The organism is Arthrobacter sp. CJL-S3, from assembly GCF_056711635.1.
This window is the reverse complement of record NZ_CM160046.1, coordinates 1,807,650-1,823,319: the sequence shown is the minus strand read 5'-3', so window position 1 is coordinate 1,823,319 and position 15,670 is coordinate 1,807,650. Positions and strand designations below refer to the sequence as shown.

18 protein-coding genes and 1 riboswitch are annotated in these 15,670 nt (G+C 69.7%); of the genes, 1 reads left to right on the top strand and 17 read right to left on the bottom strand.

Going from position 1 to position 15,670, the window contains the following annotated elements; genetic code table 11:
• Window positions 1–14: 14 nt before the first annotated feature.
• From trpC to hisI, 5 genes are all read right to left on the bottom strand, one after another.
• A complete protein-coding gene (trpC, locus tag AC06G6_RS08225; protein WP_479827994.1) occupies window positions 15–833 on the bottom strand; it encodes an indole-3-glycerol phosphate synthase TrpC in 819 nt (272 codons plus the stop codon).
• A gap of 2 nt (window positions 834–835) precedes the next feature.
• On the bottom strand, window positions 836–1,126 hold the full coding sequence (locus AC06G6_RS08220) for an HGxxPAAW family protein (RefSeq protein ID WP_479827992.1): 291 nt from the start codon (window positions 1,124–1,126) through the stop codon (window positions 836–838).
• 114 nt (window positions 1,127–1,240) lie between these two features.
• Window positions 1,241–1,876, bottom strand: coding sequence for a Trp biosynthesis-associated membrane protein (locus AC06G6_RS08215; protein WP_479827990.1), 636 nt, complete (start codon window positions 1,874–1,876; stop codon window positions 1,241–1,243).
• Window positions 1,873–3,438 (bottom strand): anthranilate synthase component I, encoded by a 1,566-nt coding sequence (locus AC06G6_RS08210; RefSeq protein WP_479827988.1) that lies wholly within the window; start codon window positions 3,436–3,438, stop codon window positions 1,873–1,875. The genes AC06G6_RS08215 and AC06G6_RS08210 overlap by 4 nt, the downstream gene beginning before the upstream one ends.
• Before the next feature lie 143 nt (window positions 3,439–3,581).
• On the bottom strand, window positions 3,582–4,046 hold the full coding sequence (gene hisI / locus AC06G6_RS08205; RefSeq protein WP_479827986.1) for a phosphoribosyl-AMP cyclohydrolase: 465 nt from the start codon (window positions 4,044–4,046) through the stop codon (window positions 3,582–3,584).
• 155 nt (window positions 4,047–4,201) lie between these two features.
• On the opposite strand from hisI, the gene AC06G6_RS08200 reads away from it, so the two are divergent.
• Complete coding sequence (locus tag AC06G6_RS08200) at window positions 4,202–4,846, top strand: TIGR03085 family metal-binding protein (RefSeq protein WP_307463400.1); 645 nt, start codon at window positions 4,202–4,204, stop codon at window positions 4,844–4,846.
• A 106-nt stretch (window positions 4,847–4,952) separates the two neighbouring features.
• Here the strand turns inward: AC06G6_RS08200 and hisF are convergent, their stop codons facing one another.
• The 12 genes from hisF to def form a co-directional block, all read right to left on the bottom strand.
• Window positions 4,953–5,729, bottom strand: a complete 777-nt coding sequence (hisF, locus tag AC06G6_RS08195; protein WP_307462892.1) for an imidazole glycerol phosphate synthase subunit HisF — start codon at window positions 5,727–5,729, stop codon at window positions 4,953–4,955.
• A 43-nt stretch (window positions 5,730–5,772) separates the two neighbouring features.
• The gene (gene hisG / locus AC06G6_RS08190) at window positions 5,773–6,615 is read right to left on the bottom strand and encodes an ATP phosphoribosyltransferase (RefSeq protein ID WP_479827983.1); all 843 of its coding nucleotides are present in this window, start codon (window positions 6,613–6,615) and stop codon (window positions 5,773–5,775) included.
• Window positions 6,616–6,749: 134 nt separating this feature from the next.
• Window positions 6,750–7,013: a phosphoribosyl-ATP diphosphatase gene (locus tag AC06G6_RS08185; protein ID WP_018772463.1), complete on the bottom strand. Its 264-nt coding sequence runs from the start codon at window positions 7,011–7,013 to the stop codon at window positions 6,750–6,752.
• Between the two features lie 146 nt (window positions 7,014–7,159).
• On the bottom strand, window positions 7,160–7,645 hold the full coding sequence (gene ribH, locus AC06G6_RS08180; RefSeq protein ID WP_479827980.1) for a 6,7-dimethyl-8-ribityllumazine synthase: 486 nt from the start codon (window positions 7,643–7,645) through the stop codon (window positions 7,160–7,162).
• Window positions 7,646–7,752: 107 nt separating this feature from the next.
• Window positions 7,753–8,445 carry a GTP cyclohydrolase II gene (gene ribA / locus AC06G6_RS08175; protein WP_307462898.1) on the bottom strand — a complete coding sequence of 231 codons (693 nt, stop codon included), beginning with the start codon at window positions 8,443–8,445 and terminating at the stop codon, window positions 7,753–7,755.
• 13 nt (window positions 8,446–8,458) lie between these two features.
• Window positions 8,459–9,061: a 3,4-dihydroxy-2-butanone-4-phosphate synthase gene (ribB, locus tag AC06G6_RS08170; RefSeq protein WP_479828592.1), complete on the bottom strand. Its 603-nt coding sequence runs from the start codon at window positions 9,059–9,061 to the stop codon at window positions 8,459–8,461.
• Window positions 9,062–9,192: 131 nt separating this feature from the next.
• Window positions 9,193–9,849, bottom strand: a complete 657-nt coding sequence (locus tag AC06G6_RS08165; RefSeq protein ID WP_479827976.1) for a riboflavin synthase — start codon at window positions 9,847–9,849, stop codon at window positions 9,193–9,195.
• Window positions 9,849–11,006, bottom strand: a complete 1,158-nt coding sequence (gene ribD, locus AC06G6_RS08160; protein ID WP_479828590.1) for a bifunctional diaminohydroxyphosphoribosylaminopyrimidine deaminase/5-amino-6-(5-phosphoribosylamino)uracil reductase RibD — start codon at window positions 11,004–11,006, stop codon at window positions 9,849–9,851. The genes AC06G6_RS08165 and ribD overlap by 1 nt, the downstream gene beginning before the upstream one ends.
• Before the next feature lie 271 nt (window positions 11,007–11,277).
• Window positions 11,278–11,428: riboswitch (FMN riboswitch) on the bottom strand.
• 123 nt (window positions 11,429–11,551) lie between these two features.
• Window positions 11,552–12,208: a ribulose-phosphate 3-epimerase gene (gene rpe, locus AC06G6_RS08155; RefSeq protein ID WP_479827974.1), complete on the bottom strand. Its 657-nt coding sequence runs from the start codon at window positions 12,206–12,208 to the stop codon at window positions 11,552–11,554.
• A gap of 74 nt (window positions 12,209–12,282) precedes the next feature.
• The gene (locus AC06G6_RS08150) at window positions 12,283–13,923 is read right to left on the bottom strand and encodes an RsmB/NOP family class I SAM-dependent RNA methyltransferase (RefSeq protein WP_479827972.1); all 1,641 of its coding nucleotides are present in this window, start codon (window positions 13,921–13,923) and stop codon (window positions 12,283–12,285) included.
• Entirely contained in the window at window positions 13,920–14,840 is a 921-nt protein-coding gene (fmt, locus tag AC06G6_RS08145) for a methionyl-tRNA formyltransferase (protein WP_479827970.1), read from the bottom strand. Before fmt ends, AC06G6_RS08150 begins: the two co-directional genes overlap by 4 nt.
• A complete protein-coding gene (gene def / locus AC06G6_RS08140; protein WP_479827968.1) occupies window positions 14,837–15,433 on the bottom strand; it encodes a peptide deformylase in 597 nt (198 codons plus the stop codon). Before def ends, fmt begins: the two co-directional genes overlap by 4 nt.
• Window positions 15,434–15,670 lie beyond the last annotated feature (237 nt).

Sequence of the window (15,670 nt, the reverse complement as noted above, 5' to 3'; positions counted from 1 at the left end):
GCAGGAACCGCTGGTCAGGAACGTGCGGCGATTGCTTCGGCTCCGGCGGCCATGAATTCCGCGATCCGCTCCCGCGGGGTCGCGTCGCTGACCAGGGCTTCGCCGACGAGGACCGCGTTGGCGCCGTTCGCGGCGTAGTGCCGGACATCGTCGACGCCGCGCACGCCCGATTCCGCGATGACGAGCGCGCCGGCGGGGATGCCTCCGGCGAGTTCGGCGAAAACGGAACGGTCGACGTCGAGCGTCTTGAGGTTGCGCACGTTGACGCCGATGATCCGGGCTTCGGCGGCAACCGCCCGCTCGATTTCCTCGGCCGTGTGCGTCTCGACCAGCACGTTCATGCCGAGTTCGCGGCTGAGGGCGCTGAACTCGCGCAGCTGCGCGTCGGACAGGGACGCCACGATCAGCAGGATCAGGTCGGCCCCGTGTGCCCGGGCCTCCCAGATCTGGTACTCGTCGATCATGAAGTCCTTGCGCAGCAGCGGGGTGTCCACGGCGGTCCGGACGGCGTCAAAATCGGCGAGGGAGCCGTTGAAGCGGCGCTGTTCGGTCAGGACGCTGATCGCGGCCGCGCCGCCGTCGGCGTACTGCACGGCGAGCGAGGCGGGATCCGCGATGCTCGCGAGATCGCCCTTGGAGGGGCTGCGGCGCTTGATTTCGGCGATGACCTTCAGCTCCCCGCGTGTCGCCGATGCCCCGCCCAGGGCGGTCCACGCGTCGCGGGCCGGAGCGGCCGCGGCGGCGCGCTCCTTCAGTTCCGCGAGCGTGACGAGGCGCTGACGGGCCTCCATATCCTCCCTGACACCGGCATTGATGTCATCGAGAACAGTCACCCTTAGTGGCCGGAGTTCTTCAGCTTGCTGCCGCCCACGCCGTATCCGGCCTTGCGCATGATGAAGCCGACGACCAGGCCGAGCAGCATCACAACGCCGCCCGCGATGAAAATCGTGGTGTTGGCGATGACAAAGGCGACGGACATGATGAGGGCGCCGACGAGCATGACGAATACCGTGGTCCAGGCGGCCGGGCTGTTGCCGTGGCCGGTCGGTTCGCGGTGATCGATGTCGTCGTAGGAGTAGCCGGTCCCGGCAGCGGGCTTGGGGGCGGAAACAGATGCTTTGCTCATTGAAATCTCCTCAGGGTGAATACTGCTTACATTCTGCCATTTATTGGCGGCGCTATTGTCCGGATTACCGGCCGCGTTACTGGCTCCGTTACCGGGCCCGCACGCGGCACCGGCTCAGGTGGGGTCGTCACCGCGTGACAACCGGTCCCAGCTGTCGATCTCGTCCGCCGGCCCGGCCGGCGCCGCGGAGCCGCCGGCTGCGGCGCCCGTGACGGCGGTGTCATATTTCGTGCGCGTCTTCCAGTAGCGGCCCGCCGGGATGACCAGCAGGGCGCTGAGCCCCAGCAGGATGCCGGCCACGACGGCAAGGGCCGGGAACACCGTGACGTCCACCTGCACGTCGCTGCCGGTGATCCCGGTGGCCGCGGCGATGGAGCCCTGGGCGGCGGCCAGCGGGTCCGCGATCACAACCGCTGCGGCGCTGACGATGCCGGCAGCGGCGAGCAGTATGAGCGCCGTGATGATCCAGCGGCCGATCCGGCCGGCAATCGACACGGCGAGTCCGCCGGCGAGGGCCACCAGCGCCAGGGCCGTCACCGTGGTCGCGGCTTTGCTGCCCTGCACCTGCAGGCCGCCCTGGCTGTCGACGGCCGCCCCGAGCTGGGCCGGGTCGAGGTGGACGGTGAGCCAGGTCTGCGTGGTGGTGCCGAAGACGGCCAGCGCCAGGGCGGCGATGGCCAGCACGAGGGTGGATTTCCTGGCCCAGCGGGGAACGGCGGGGCTGGTGCTCCGGACCGTGGTGCCGCTCATGACTGCGTCCCGGCGTCGGAAATGGATTCCGGCGTGATGTTGCGCAGCGACCGGGCGGTGTGGACGGCCCGCATCGGGGCGGCGGCCTTGTTGACGGTTTCCAGGGCCTCGGTGGCGTTCACCGAGTCGGCCACGATGCCGCCGCCGGCCTGCACGTAGGCGCGGCCTTCCCGCAGCAGGGCAGAGCGGATGGCGATGGCCATGTCCATGTCACCGGCGAAGTCGAGGTAGCCCACGACTCCCCCGTAGATCCCGCGGCGGTGCGGCTCCAGCTCGTCGAGCAGGCGCAGCGCGCGGGGTTTGGGGGCGCCGGACAGCGTCCCGGCCGGGAAGGTCGCCTTCAGCACGTCGTAGGCCTTGGCGGTGGGCGCGAGTTTGCCGACAACGGTGGAGACCAGGTGCATGATGTGGCTGAAGCGTTCGACCTCCATGAACTGGGTGACGTCGACGGTGCCGGCCACGCAGACCTTGGACAGGTCGTTGCGGGACAGGTCCACCAGCATCAGGTGCTCGGCGCGTTCCTTCTCGTCCGCGAGGAGCTCCTCGGCCAGGGCCTTGTCGGCCTCCACGGTCTTGCCGCGCGGGCGGGAACCGGCGATGGGGTGGGTGATGACTTCCTCGCCGGTCACGGTCACCAGCGCCTCCGGGGAGGACCCGACGATGGAGTACTGCCGGCCGTTGGCGTCCTCGAGGCTGAAGATGTACATGTACGGGCTGGGGTTGGTGTTCCGGAGCACCCGGTAGACATCCAGCGGGTCGGCGCCGCATTCCATCTCGAAGCGGCGCGAGATGACCACCTGGAAGACCTCGCCGTCGACGATCGCTTCCTTGCTGCGGTCCAGGGCGGCGAGGTAGTCGGTCTCGTCCCAGCGTTCCTGCACGCTGGAGGCGAAGTCCAGGGCGGCGGGGTCCAGCACGGAGACCGGCTGCTTCACGGGCGTGCTGACCTGCGCCAGCAGGGCCTTGACCCGGGCGACGGCGTCATGCCAGGCCTCGTCGACCCGTTCGGTGCTGTTGTCGAAGTTGATCGCGTTGGCAATCAGCAGCACGGTGCCGTCCATGTTGTCGTGCACCGCCATGTCGGTGACGAGGTTCAGCGCCATTTCCGGCAGCTCCAGATCGTCCTCGGGCGGGCTGGTGAGCTTCTCCCAGTGCCGGACGGTTTCCCAGCCGAGGAAGCCGACCAGGCCGGAGGTGAAGGGCGGAAGGCCGTCGAAACGGTCGGTGCGGAGGGCCTCGACGGTGTCGCGGATGGCGTCCACCGGGCTGCCGCCCAGCGGAACGCCGACGGGCGGTTCGCCGAGCCAGTGCGCCTGGCCGTCTTTGGTGGTCAGGGTGGCCCGTGAGCGGGCGCCGATGAAGGAGTAGCGGGACCAGGAGCCGCCGACGGCCGCGGATTCCATCAGGAACGTGCCGGGCTGGCCCTGGGCGAGTTTGCGGTACAGCCCGATCGGGGTTTCGGCGTCAGCCAGCACCTTCAGCCGGACGGGGATGACACGGCTGTGGCCTGCGAGTTCACGGAACTCCTCCAGGCCCGGGCTGATGATTCCAAGGTCCTGCATGGCTGTGGTTTCCGCCTGTTCTTTCAGTGGTCCTGAAGGTTGAGTGTCTGGGGTGGTGACCCGGTGCGGCTGTGTCGGGCGGCTGTACGCCGCCTCAGCTGCCGGGCCGACCGGCGCTCACCGGCCGGCCGGCGTTGACCGGGTCAGCCGGCGTGGCCGGTGACGACGTCGAGTCCGCGGCCCTCGAAGCAGGTGCGGGTCCCGGTGTGGCAGGCCGCGCCGACCTGGTCCACGCGGACCAGCAGCGCGTCGCCGTCGCAGTCCATCGCGAGGGATTTGACCCACTGGACGTGGCCGGAGGTGTCCCCCTTGCGCCAGTATTCCTGGCGGGAGCGGGAGTAGAACGTCACCCGTCCGCTGGTCATGGTGCGGTGCAGGGCCTCGTCGTCCATCCAGCCCAGCATGAGCACCTCGTTGGTGTCGTACTGCTGCACGATCGCCGCGACCAGGCCGGCGCTGTCGCGCTTCAGTGCCTCGGCGAGGCCCGCCGGGAGCGGGCTTGCGGGCGCGGGCGGGCCGGGAACGGCGGTGCCAACGGGCTCGCCCGTGACGGTGGTTCCATCAGCGGGGCTTCCAGTAATAAGGGCGGGGGCGGGCTGCTCAGACATCAGCTCAAGTCTAGTGCCTCGGCGCGGGCCGCCGCCCAGTTCCCCGGCGGCCGGCTTAACATCAGCGTCACCGCGGCGCGGATCACTTCCCCGGGGCCAGAACGACGGCGGTTCAGGTGCGCACGCGCCGTCGTCTCGTGCTAGTTTCACAAGTGATGTATTTCGTCGATCCCTCCCGAGAAGTTCTGGCCGAAACCTTGCTGGCGGCCGGTCCTGACTCCCCCACGCTCTGTAAGGGCTGGCGTACCAGGGACCTTGCCGCCCACCTGTACCTGCGCGAGCGGAAGGCCGCCGTCGGACTCGGCCTGCTGATCAAGCGCCTGGCCAAGGCGTCGGACCAGGCCACGGCCGCGCTGGCGGCCAAGCTCACGACGCCGGAGGAGTACAACAAGCTGGTCAACTCCTTCCGCGCCGGCCCCTCCGCGTTCTCTCCGATGAAGATCAAGGCCGTGGACGAAAGCGCCAACCTGATCGAATACTTCGTCCACACCGAGGACGTCCGCCGCGCCGTGGACCGCTGGGCGCCGCGCGCCCTCGATGAGGAGTATTCGGACGCCCTCTGGGATGAACTGGTGAAGCGTGCGGCCATCCTCTACCGCGGCGTAGACCTCGGAATCGTGCTGGTGCGCCCCTCCGGCCCCCGGCACGTCGCCAAGCGCGCCCCCGTCTCCGTGGCGATCGTCGGCGAACCGGGCGAACTCCTGATGCACGCGCACGGGCGCACCCGCCACGCGCTCGTGACCTTCGAGGGCCAGCCGGACGCCGTCGCGCTCCTGCAGTCGGCGGAAGTCGGGCTCTGAGCCTCCCCACACAACGCAGCAACGCGGGGTCACCTGCCGCCCGTGATCCCCTCCGGGATGGGCGCCAGGTGACCCCGCGTTGTTTTAAGCCGCCGGGTAGTGGGCGTCAGCGGACTTCGAATCCGGCGTCGCGGATCGCGGCCTTGACCTGGGCGATCATGTCCAGCGGGCCGAAGTGGAAGACGGACGCGGCGAGCACCGCGTCGGCGCCGGCCGCCACGGCCGGCGGGAAGTGCTCCGGTTTGCCGGCACCGCCGGACGCGATGAGCGGAACCTTGACCGCGGCCCGCGCGAGGCGGATCAGTTCCAGGTCGAAGCCGTCCTTGGTGCCGTCGGCGTCGATCGAGTTCAGCAGGATCTCCCCCACCCCGCGGTCGGCCGCTTCGCGGGCCCAGGCGATCGCGTCGATGCCGGTGCCCTGCCGTCCGCCGTGGGTGGTGACCTCGAAGCCGGAGGCGGTGGGCTGCGAGCCCGGGCGGGTGCGCCGTGCGTCGAGGGACAGCACCAGCACCTGGGACCCGAAGTGCCGGGTGATCTCGTCGATCACGTCGGGCCGGGCGACGGCGGCGGTGTTGATCGCGGCTTTGTCCGCGCCGTAGCGCAGGAGCTTGTCCACTTCGGCCACGCCGCGGACGCCGCCGCCGACGGTCAGCGGGATGAAGACCTCCTCGGCGGTGCGCCGGACGACGTCGAAGGTGGTCTCCCGGTTGCCCGAGGACGCCGTGACGTCCAGGAAGGTCAGCTCGTCGGCGCCGCCGTTGTCGTAGCGGTGCGCCAGTTCCACCGGGTCCCCGGCGTCGCGCAGGCCCTCGAAGTTGATGCCCTTGACGACGCGGCCGGCGTCGACGTCCAGGCACGGGATAACGCGGACGGCTACAGCCATGACTTCTCCTGGTATTCGCTTACGAAAGGTTGACGCGCGCCGGTCAGATGCGGCAGGCGTGGATCGTGCTGACCAGGATGGCGCGGGCGCCGAGGTCGTAGAGCTCGTCCATGATCCGGTTGGTCTGCTTCTTCGGCACCATCGAGCGGACGGCAACCCAGTCCGAATCGCGCAGCGGCGAGACCGTGGGCGATTCCAGGCCGGGCGTGAGGGCCGCGGCTTCCTCCACGAGTTCCTTGCGGATGTCGTAGTCCATCATGACGTACTGGTGCGCCACGAGGACGCCCTGGAGCCGGCGGATCAGCACGTCGGCGGCCGGGTTCTGCTCGCCCTTGCGGCCGATCAGGACGGCTTCGGAGTGCAGGATGGGCTGACCGAAGATCTCCATGCCGGCGGCCTTGAGCGTGTTGCCGGTTTCGACGACGTCGGCGATCGCGTCCGCGACGCCGAGGCGCACGGAGGATTCGACGGCGCCGTCGAGGCGGACGACCTTGGCCTTGATGCCGCGCTCGGCGAGGTAGCCGCGGAGCAGCCCGTCGTAGCTGGTGGCGAGGCGCTTGCCTTCGAGCTGTTCGACCGTGGCGAAGTCGCCGACCGGGCCGGCGAAGCGGAAGGTGGACGCGGCGAAGCCCAGCGGAAGCAGTTCCTCGGCCTCCACCTCGGCGTCCAGGAGCAGGTCGCGGCCGGTGATGCCGACGTCGAGCGTGCCCTGGCCGACGTAGACGGCGATGTCGCGGGGGCGGAGGAAGAAGAATTCAATGTCGTTGTCCGGGTCCAGCATGACCAGCTCGCGGGTGTCGCGGCGCTGGCGGTAGCCGGCCTCGGCGAGCATGGCGGAGGCGGCTTCGGACAGGGATCCCTTGTTCGGGACGGCAACTCTCAGCATGGGGGAAGTCTTTCTTGGTGGGGACGGGTCCGTTAGGGAACAGCCCGTCCGGGGTCAGTCAGTTCAGGCACAGCGGGCCACGCTATACACCGGAATCGCAGGTCAGGGCCTGGCGGGAACCGGCGCGGACGTGGCTAGAGATGCTTGTAGACGTCTTCCAGGGTGAGTCCTTTGGCGAGCATCAGAACCTGCAGGTGATAGAGCAGCTGCGAGATTTCCTCGGCGGCGGCTTCATCGGATTCGTACTCGGCAGCCATCCAGACCTCGGCTGCTTCCTCCACGACTTTCTTGCCGATGCCGTGGACTCCGGAATCCAGTTCGGCGACGGTGCGGGAGCCCTCCGGACGGACGGCTGCCTTCTCACTCAGTTCTGCGAACAGCGATTCGAAATTCTTCACACCCTCCAGCCTACTTGCTCGCGGGCGGAGGGCGCCTGCCGGGCCCTTGCATGACGGCGGGGATGTGAGCGATTGCACATTGGGCGGGTCGGTCGGGGTCCGGCCGTGCCCCGCGGGGGGCACGGCCGGACCTGGTGACTGCGGGCTTAGCTGAACTGCTGGAGCGTCACCGCGGTGGCCAGGGCGGCGGTGACGGCCTCGTGGCCCTTGTCCTCGGTGGAGCCGGGCAGCCCGGCCCGGTCGATGCCCTGCTGTTCCGTGTCGCAGGTCAGCACGCCGAAGCCAACAGGGACGCCGGTGCGCACCGAGACCTCGGTCAGGCCCAGCGTGGCCGCCTCGCAGACGTACTCGAAGTGCGGCGTTCCGCCACGGATCACGACGCCGAGCGCCACGACGGCGTCGAAGTGCGGTGCCAGCCTAGCCGCGGCGACCGGGAGCTCGAAGGTGCCGGGGACGCGGAGCACGGTCGGTTCGCTGATGCCGGCGTCCTTCGCCGCGCGCAGGGCGCCGTCCAGCAGCCCGTCCATGATCTGGGTGTGCCAGCTCGCGGCCACGATGGCCAGTTTCAGTTGGGAGGTTTCCTCCGGCTTGAAGGTGCTGAGGTCAATCTGTGGTGCGCCGTGTCCGCTCATTGGGAATCCTTGTTCTGTTCAGTCGTGGTGTGTGTCGACACGTGTGCGTCGACACGTGTGCGCGTTGAAACGTCGGGCGGCCCCGCGCGGGGCCGCCCGGAAGTCTGTCAGTCTTGGTCGAACCCGCGGGGGCCGGATACCGGCGCAGCCGGCTCCATGTCCAGGACCAGCCGGTGGTCCATCCGGTCCTTTTTGGTCTGCAGGTACCGGATGTTCTGCTCCCGGGAGGGAACCTCCGTGGGCACCATCTCCACAACGTGGACCCCGGCCTGGGCCAGCCGGTCCTGCTTGTCCGGGTTGTTGCTCAGCAGCCGGACCTCGTGCAGTCCCATGTCCGCGAGGATCTGGGCCGCGGCCTTGTAGCAGCGGGCATCCACCGGCAGGCCCAGCTGTTCGTTGGCCTCCACGGTGTCGAAGCCGGCTTCCTGCAGGGCGTAGGCCTTCATCTTGTTGGCCAGGCCGATCCCCCGGCCCTCCTGGCCGCGCAGGTACAGCAGGGTCCCGCCGAATTCGTTGATCATCTCGAGGGCGTAGGCCAGCTGCTCCCCGCAGTCGCAGCGGTAGGAGCCGAAAACGTCCCCGGTGAGGCACTCCGAATGCAGCCGGACCAGCGGGGCCATCCCGTCAACCGGCGGCAGCGGGGAGCTGACCGCCAGGTGCTCGGCGCCGGTGGCCAGGTCGGTCCAGGCCTGCGCCACGAATTCACCGAAGGCGGTGGGCAGCTGGACGACCGGGCCGGCGCTGACCGGATGCGGCTGGCGTCCGGCAGACCGCTGTTCTTGTGCTTCCGACGTCGTCATCGTTTCTCCTCCATCAAACCGGGTCCGTCGTGGGGCCGGCAGGCTGTCCGGCCTCAAGGTAAGCCACCAGATCCGCAATCGAGACCAGCGGGCAGCCGTGCTCGCGGGCGAAGCCCCGAAGTCCGTCCAGTCTCATCATTTCCCCGTTGTCGTGCACCACTTCAGCGATCACTCCCACGGTCTCGAGTCCGGCCAGCCGGCACAGTTCCACGGCCGCTTCGGTGTGGCCGGGGCGTTCCCGCACTCCCCCCTTAACCGCGCGGAGCGGGAAAACATGCCCGGGGCGGGTCAGCGCCGCCGGCTGGCTGCCGGGATCGGCCAGGATCCGGGCGGTCAGGGCCCGGTCCGTGGCGGAGATTCCGGTGCTGACGCCCACCGCGGCGTCGCAGGACACCGTGTAGGCGGTGCCCTTGGCATCCTCGTTGATTTCGACCATCGGCGGCAGCGCAAGGGCGTCGGCCCGGCCGGCGTCGAGCGGTACACAGATCACACCGGAGCTGTACCGGATGGTCCAGCCCATCAGCGCCGGAGTGGCGTGCTGGGCGGCAAAGATGATGTCGCCTTCGTTTTCGCGGTCCTCGTTGTCGACCACGAGGACGGGGCGGCCGGCGGCCATCGCCCGGATGGCGTCCTCGATCAGGTCCAGGCCCACCGGCGGGATGACCGGGGCGGCAAGCTCCGCGGGCAGGGCAGACTCGGCGGGCTCGGTGAGAAGGGGCTGCGGGGCAGGGATGTCCTTGACGTTGTTCACGCTGTTGCCCCCTTCGCGCGTACTGCTGCTCCCCCGGCTGCCGCACCTGAAAAAGCGAGCAGGCGCTCAGTGTACTTCGCCAGGACGTCAACTTCGAGGTTCACGTGGCTGCCGGGGGTTTTCGCGCCCAGTCCCGTGTCCGCCAGCGTGGTGGGGATGAGCCCGACCTCGAACCACGGCGCCGGTTCCGCGGCCGGGCTCACGGCGGTCACCGTCAGGGAGACGCCGTCGACGGCGATGGACCCCTTCTCGGCGATGTAGCGTGCCAGTCCGGCGGGAACGCCGAAGCGGAGCCGGTCCCAGTTGCCCAGCGCCTCGCGCTCGAGCAGCTGCCCGACGCCGTCGACGTGGCCCTGGACGACGTGCCCGTCGAGCCGGCCGCCGGCCGGGACGCAGCGTTCCAGGTTGACGGGGTCGCCGGCGGCGAGTTCGCCGATGGTGCTGCGTGTCAGGGTTTCGCCCATCACGTCAACACTGAAGTCTTTGCCGTCGATTTCCGTGGCCGTGAGGCAGACGCCGTTGACGGCGATGGAGCCGCCGAGCGCTAGTCCCTCGGTGCTGCCGGGTGCGTGGAGCCGGACGGTGGCGCTGATGTCGCCGTTGCGGTCAACGGACAACACCTTCCCCTGCTCGGCAATAATTCCGGTGAACATCAGTTGCCTCCTGCGGCGGTGTCCGCACCTGTGCGGAGCGGGGTTGAATCGGCTGAAGTGTTGGTGGCGGCCGGCACGGGTGCCGGGGCGGTGGCTGTAGCGCTGGCCGTCTGGGCGCTGGCAGTCCGGGCGCTGGCTGAGGCGCTGGCTGTCAGGGCGGGGCGCAAATGCAGCCGCAGGTCGCGGCCGAGCTGCTGGACCGCCCCGCCGGAGGCGGGGTCCCATTCCCACTGCTGGGCGTCCGCCAGGGTGGTGATGCCAAGGTCCTCCAGTGCCGACGTTCCGGAGCCGAGGAGCGTCGGGGCGAGGTAGACGATGAGTTCGTCCACTAGCCCGGCGGCGAGGAAGGCACTGAGGATCCGGGAGCCGCCTTCCACCATGAGGTGACGGACTCCCGCGGCGAACAGCTCGTCCAGCGCTTCCCGCGGATTCCGCGTGGGCAGGTGGAGGACCTTGCCGTCGTCGCCGTTGATGGCGGCGCCGTCGGGAATCCCCCGGTAGCCCATCACGACGCGCAGCGGCTGACGGCCGGCAGGTTCGCCGTCGGCACCGCGGGCGGTGAGCCGCGGATTGTCGACCAGTACGGTCTGCGTTCCGACCAGGATCGCGTCGATCCGGCCGCGCAGGGCGTGGTTGTCGGCGAGCGATTCCGGGCTGGAAATCCACTGGCTCGTGCCGTCGCTGGCGGCGATCCGGCTGTCAAGGGTCTGTGCGATGTGCAGGGTGACGAAGGGGCGGGTCTCGGCAACGGCGTCGAACCATCGCCGGTTCAGTTCCAACGCAGCCTCGGCGCCGAGGCCGGAGCGGACGCGGACTCCCGCGGCGCGCAGGGTTGCCGCGCCGCCGGCGGCGGGGTCGTGCGGATCGTCGATTGCGTAGACGACGTCCGAGATGCCGGCCCCGATAATCGCCTGGGCGCAGGGCCCTGTGCGTCCGGAGTGGTTGCACGGCTCCAGCGTGACCACCATCGTGGTGCCGCTGAGGTCCAGGCCGGCGGCTTTTGCCTGGTCGATCGCGTCGGCTTCCGCGTGGGCGGTGCCGGCTCCGCGGTGGTGGCCGGTGACTATCGGGGTTCCGTCAGCGTTGATGACGACGGCGCCGACCAGCGGGTTCGCGCCCCGCGGCCCCTGCCGGGCTGCTGCGAGGGCGGCCTCCATGGCGGCGACTTCGGCTGCGCTGAAGCCGGCAACGGCCACGGCGTCGGCGACGGCGTCGGCCACAGTTTCGTCTGTGGAGTCGGCCGTCTCGTGTGTTGAGTGTTTGAGGCTCATCAACCTGCCACCGGGCTTTCGAAGACCGGAGTGGTGGTGAAGAGCCATCGCAGAGAGTTCATGTTGTGTGTCGTTCCTTCCCTCAAAAGCCGCGATGGCTCCGGGGGTATACGACAGCGAACTTCCGCGGCGCCACGAGGGCACCGCAGTAACAGCTGTACGTGCTTCTCTCATCCAGACTTTAACTGTCGGTACCGGAGTTCCACCGGTTCAACCGTCTGCCGGCGGCCTTCCCGAGGGAAGCGCCGGCGCGCGGGTCGCGGACTATAACCGCCGGTTCGGACTTACACCGACCCCGGAGCACGTATGTGTCTTGCTATTCTGGCACAACCGCAGGGTAGCTTTGGCTATTCCCGCCGGCTGGATGTTACAGCTTGCGTCATTTTCGCCCCGCCGCGCGGGCCGCCCGTGGCGCACGGCCATTAGTGCGGTTAGCGCTGGCCTGCGGCGCGGAGCCGTTCGATGGCCTTGGCCGGATCATCGTTACCGTAGACGGCGGATCCGGCCACGAAGACGTTGGCACCCGCGTCCGCGGCACGCCCGATGGTGTCCTCGGTGATGCCGCCGTCGACCTGCAGCGCCACGTCCAGCCCGGACGCGTCAATCGCCGCGCGGGCCCGGCGGATCTTCGGCAGCGTGAGGTCCAGGAATTCCTGGCCGCCGAATCCCGGTTCCACAGTCATGATCAGCAGCATGTCGATCTCACCGAGCATGTCCAGGAACGGTTCCACACCGCTGCCCGGCCGGAGCGCCAGCCCCGCCTTAGCGCCGCGGGCCCGCAGCTCCCGCGCGAGCTTGATCGGCGCAATCGAGGCCTCGGCGTGGAACGTCACGGAGGCGACGCCGGCGTCGGCGTAGGCCGGAGCCCAGCGGTCCGCGTGCTCGATCATCAGGTGGGCATCCAGCGGCACCGGGCTGATCTCCTGCAGGCGCGCCACCACCGGGAGCCCCAGCGAGAGGTTGGGGACAAAGTGGTTGTCCATGACATCCACGTGCACCGCATCGGCGGTGCTGATTTTGCGCAGTTCGGCTTCGAGGTTGGCGAAGTCGGCGGAGAGGATGCTCGGGTTGATACAGCACTTGGCCATGTGGAATTCCTTGTCGTTCTGCTGAGATGTCCGGTGGAAGGCGCGGGCTCCAGTGCCCCAGTATTCCCTGTTGGTCAGGCCTTTTTGTGGATGAGCGCCAGGAACATGGCGTCCGTCCGGTGCACATGCGGCCAGAGCTGGGCGGTGAGCTCGTGTCCGGCGTCGAGGTGGCCTGTGAGGCTGACGCTGTCCAGCACCGCACCGGCGTCGAGCAGTTCGAGGTCCTCACGTTTGCGCATGACATCGCTCACGACGGCGGTTGTCTCCGCCGGGTGCGGTGAACATGTCACGTAGGCGACCACGCCGCCTGGCTTCACGGCGGCCAGCGCGGATTTGAGCAGCTCGCGCTGCAGCGGGCCGAGGTCCGTCAGGTCCTTCGGCGTCCGGCGCCAGCGGGATTCCGGGCGGCGGCGCAGGGCGCCGAGTCCGGTGCAGGGCGCGTCAACGAGCACGCGGTCAAAGCTCTCCGGCATCTCCGTGCCCACCTCGCGGCCGTCGCCGGTCCGCACATGCCAGACCTCGTGCGGCACGGCAGCGAGGGCCTGCCGGACCAGTTTGGCGCGGTGCGGTGCGGGTTCGTTGGCCAGCAGGGTGGCGCCCCGCTCGCGGGCGAGGGCTCCGAGCAGGGCCGCCTTGCCGCCGGGGCCGGCGCACATGTCCAGCCAGCGTTCGGCTGCCGGTTCCGTCCCGGCGCCTGGGTTCCCTGCAGTCCCGGTGCCAGTCCCTTTGCTGTCAAGCTCGACGGCGGCCATGGCGCGGGCCACGAGCTGGGAGCCGACGTCCTGGACGCGGGTGGTGCCTTCACGGACGGAGGCGAGCCGGCCGAGGTCTCCGCCGCTGGAAAGCGCCGAACCTTCGACGAGTTCACCGGGGGTGGCGCCGCCGTCGAGGGCCTCGTCGAGGCTGCCGAGCCCCGGGAGTGCCACGAGGTTGACCACCGGGGCGGCGTTGTCCGCCTCGAGGAGGTCGCTGATTTCGCTGACGGGGCGCCCGTGGGCCACCAGGGACTGCCGGAGGGCCCGGACAATCCATTCCGGGTGGGCGTAGCGGATGGCGGCTTTTTTGGTTTCGTCGGTCTCGTCGCTGAGCAGCAGGTCCAGCCACTCGTCGAGCGTGCGGGCGGAGACCTTGCGCAGCACGGCGTTGATGAGCGCCGACGGCCCGGCGCCGATCACGGCGCGGGCCAGGCCGACGGTCTGGTCCAGTGCGGCGTGGGCGGGGACCCGCATGGCCAGCAGCTGGTGGGCGCCGATCCGGAGCGCATCGAGGATGGCCGGATCCAACTGGTCCAGCGGCCGGTCCACGCAGCGGGCCAGGATCGCGTCGTAGGTGCCCTGGCCGCGCAGTGCCCCGTAGCTCAGCTCCGTCGCGAAGCCGGCGTCGCGCTTGTCGAGGTTATGGTGCCGGATCCGGGCGGGCAGCACGAGGTTGGCGTAGGCGTCCTCGGCGGCGACGGCGCGCAGGACCTCGAAGGCCACGAGCCGGGCGGGGTCCGCCCGTCGGGTGCGCTGGGACGGCGCGTTCTCGGTGAAGCCCCGCTGCGGCCCGCGGTTGCGTTCCCGGCCCTGCGCGTTCCGCTGGCTCCCGTCCCGGCCCCGACCGCCCTGGCCGCTTTGGCTCCCCTGGCCGCTTTGGCCGGCGCCGCGCTGGCCGCCGGCTCCGCCGCGCTGGGGGCCGTTGCCGCGGCCGCTGCCGCTCGTCCCGGACTCGCTCATTCGAATACCACGCTTTCCAGTGTTGCCTGTCCGCGCGCCCAGTCGGCGGCGGTCATCATTTTCTTCCCCGAAGGCTGGACCCGGGTGAGCTCCACCGGGTGCGAGCCGGTCCCCACCAGCACACTCTTGCCCTCCAGGGCCAGGTGTCCGGGTTTCAACGCCGGGTCGCCGGGCCGCAGAATCACGGGTTCCAGCTTGATCCGATGGCCGTCGAGGGTGGTCCACGCGCCTGGTTCAGGGGTGACCCCGCGGGCCCGCCGTCCGATTGCGAGGGCGGGCTGCTGCCAGTCGAGCCGGCCGTCCTCGAGGGTGAGTTTGGGGGCGAGGCTGACCTCGCCCTGCTGCGGCACCGCTGCGGCCTGGCCGGCGTCGACGGCTGACAGTGTCTGGGTCAGCAGCACGGCGCCGCTGTGGGACAGCCGCTCAAGCAGGGCCCCGGCGGTGTCGTCGGGCCGCACGGCTTCGGTCAGGGTGCCGAACACCGGGCCGGTGTCCAGTCCCTCTTCCAGCCGGAAGGTGACCGCCCCGGTCACGTCGTCTCCGGCGATCAGGGACCGCTGCACGGGCGCCGCGCCGCGCCAGGCCGGCAGCAGGGAGAAGTGCAGGTTGATCCAGCCATGCCGGGGAAGGTCGAGGGCCGGCCGGGGAATGAGCCCGCCGTACGCCACGATGGCGGCGACGTCGGGAGCGGCGGCCGCGATCTGCTCCGTCACCGCGGCGTCGACCTTGGCGGCGTGGATGATCCTGATGCCCAGTTCCGCCGCACGGGCAGCAACGGGCGACGGCGTCAGCACGCGTTTGCGTCCGAGCGGCGCGTCCGGGCGGGTGAGAACGGCAACGACGTCGAACCCGGCCGCGACGAGGGCGTCCAGGGACGGCACGGCCACGGCCGGCGTCCCGGCGAAGAGAACCCTCACTGGGAGTTACCGAAAGTGCCGAAGCTGCCCGAACCCGCGTTGCCGGACCCGAAGCTGGTGCCGACAGTCCTGGCGCGCTTCGCCGTCGTCTGTTCGGTGATGGAGTCGTAGTTGGCGTTCCGGATGGCGCGCAGCGCGGTCTTCCGGTCTTCACCTTCCAGCCGGTCCGTGAAGAGGATGCCGTCGAGGTGGTCGGTTTCGTGCTGGAAGGCCCGCGCCAGCATGCCTTCGCCCTCCACCGTCACGGGGTTGCCGTGCAGATCGACGCCGGTGACGCGGGTGTGCCGGTGCCGGCGGACGGGGAAGCCGAGACCGGGGATGGAAAGACAGCCCTCGACCTCGTCGGGCTGGAAGTCGTCACTGTTTTCCAGCACGGGGTTGATGATGTGTCCCTCGACGCCGCCGATGCGGTACGTGAAGACGCGCTGGCTGACGCCGACCTGGGGCGCGGCCAGGCCTGCACCGTCCACGTCCTCCATGGTTTCGGTCATGTCGGCAACAAGCTTCGCCAGCTCAGGCCCGAATTCCGTCACGGGATCGGCAACTGTGCGCAGCACAGGATCCCCGATGATGCGGATATTCAAAATGGCCATGTGCAATCTGTCCTTACAGTGGGCGGCGACGGGATCCAGTCCAGTTTAGTTGCACACCGGGTCTCGGCCCGGACGGGTTCCGAGGAATCGGCTTGGGCGGGGTCATCGGCGCCCCGGGCTGGGGCGAAGTGTCGCCCTTGGGCGGGGGCGGTGTCGCCTTGGGAGGAGGGCGAAGTGTCGCCCTGGGAGGAGGGCGAAGTGTCGCCCGTGGGCGGGGGCGGTGTCGCCCTGGGTGGA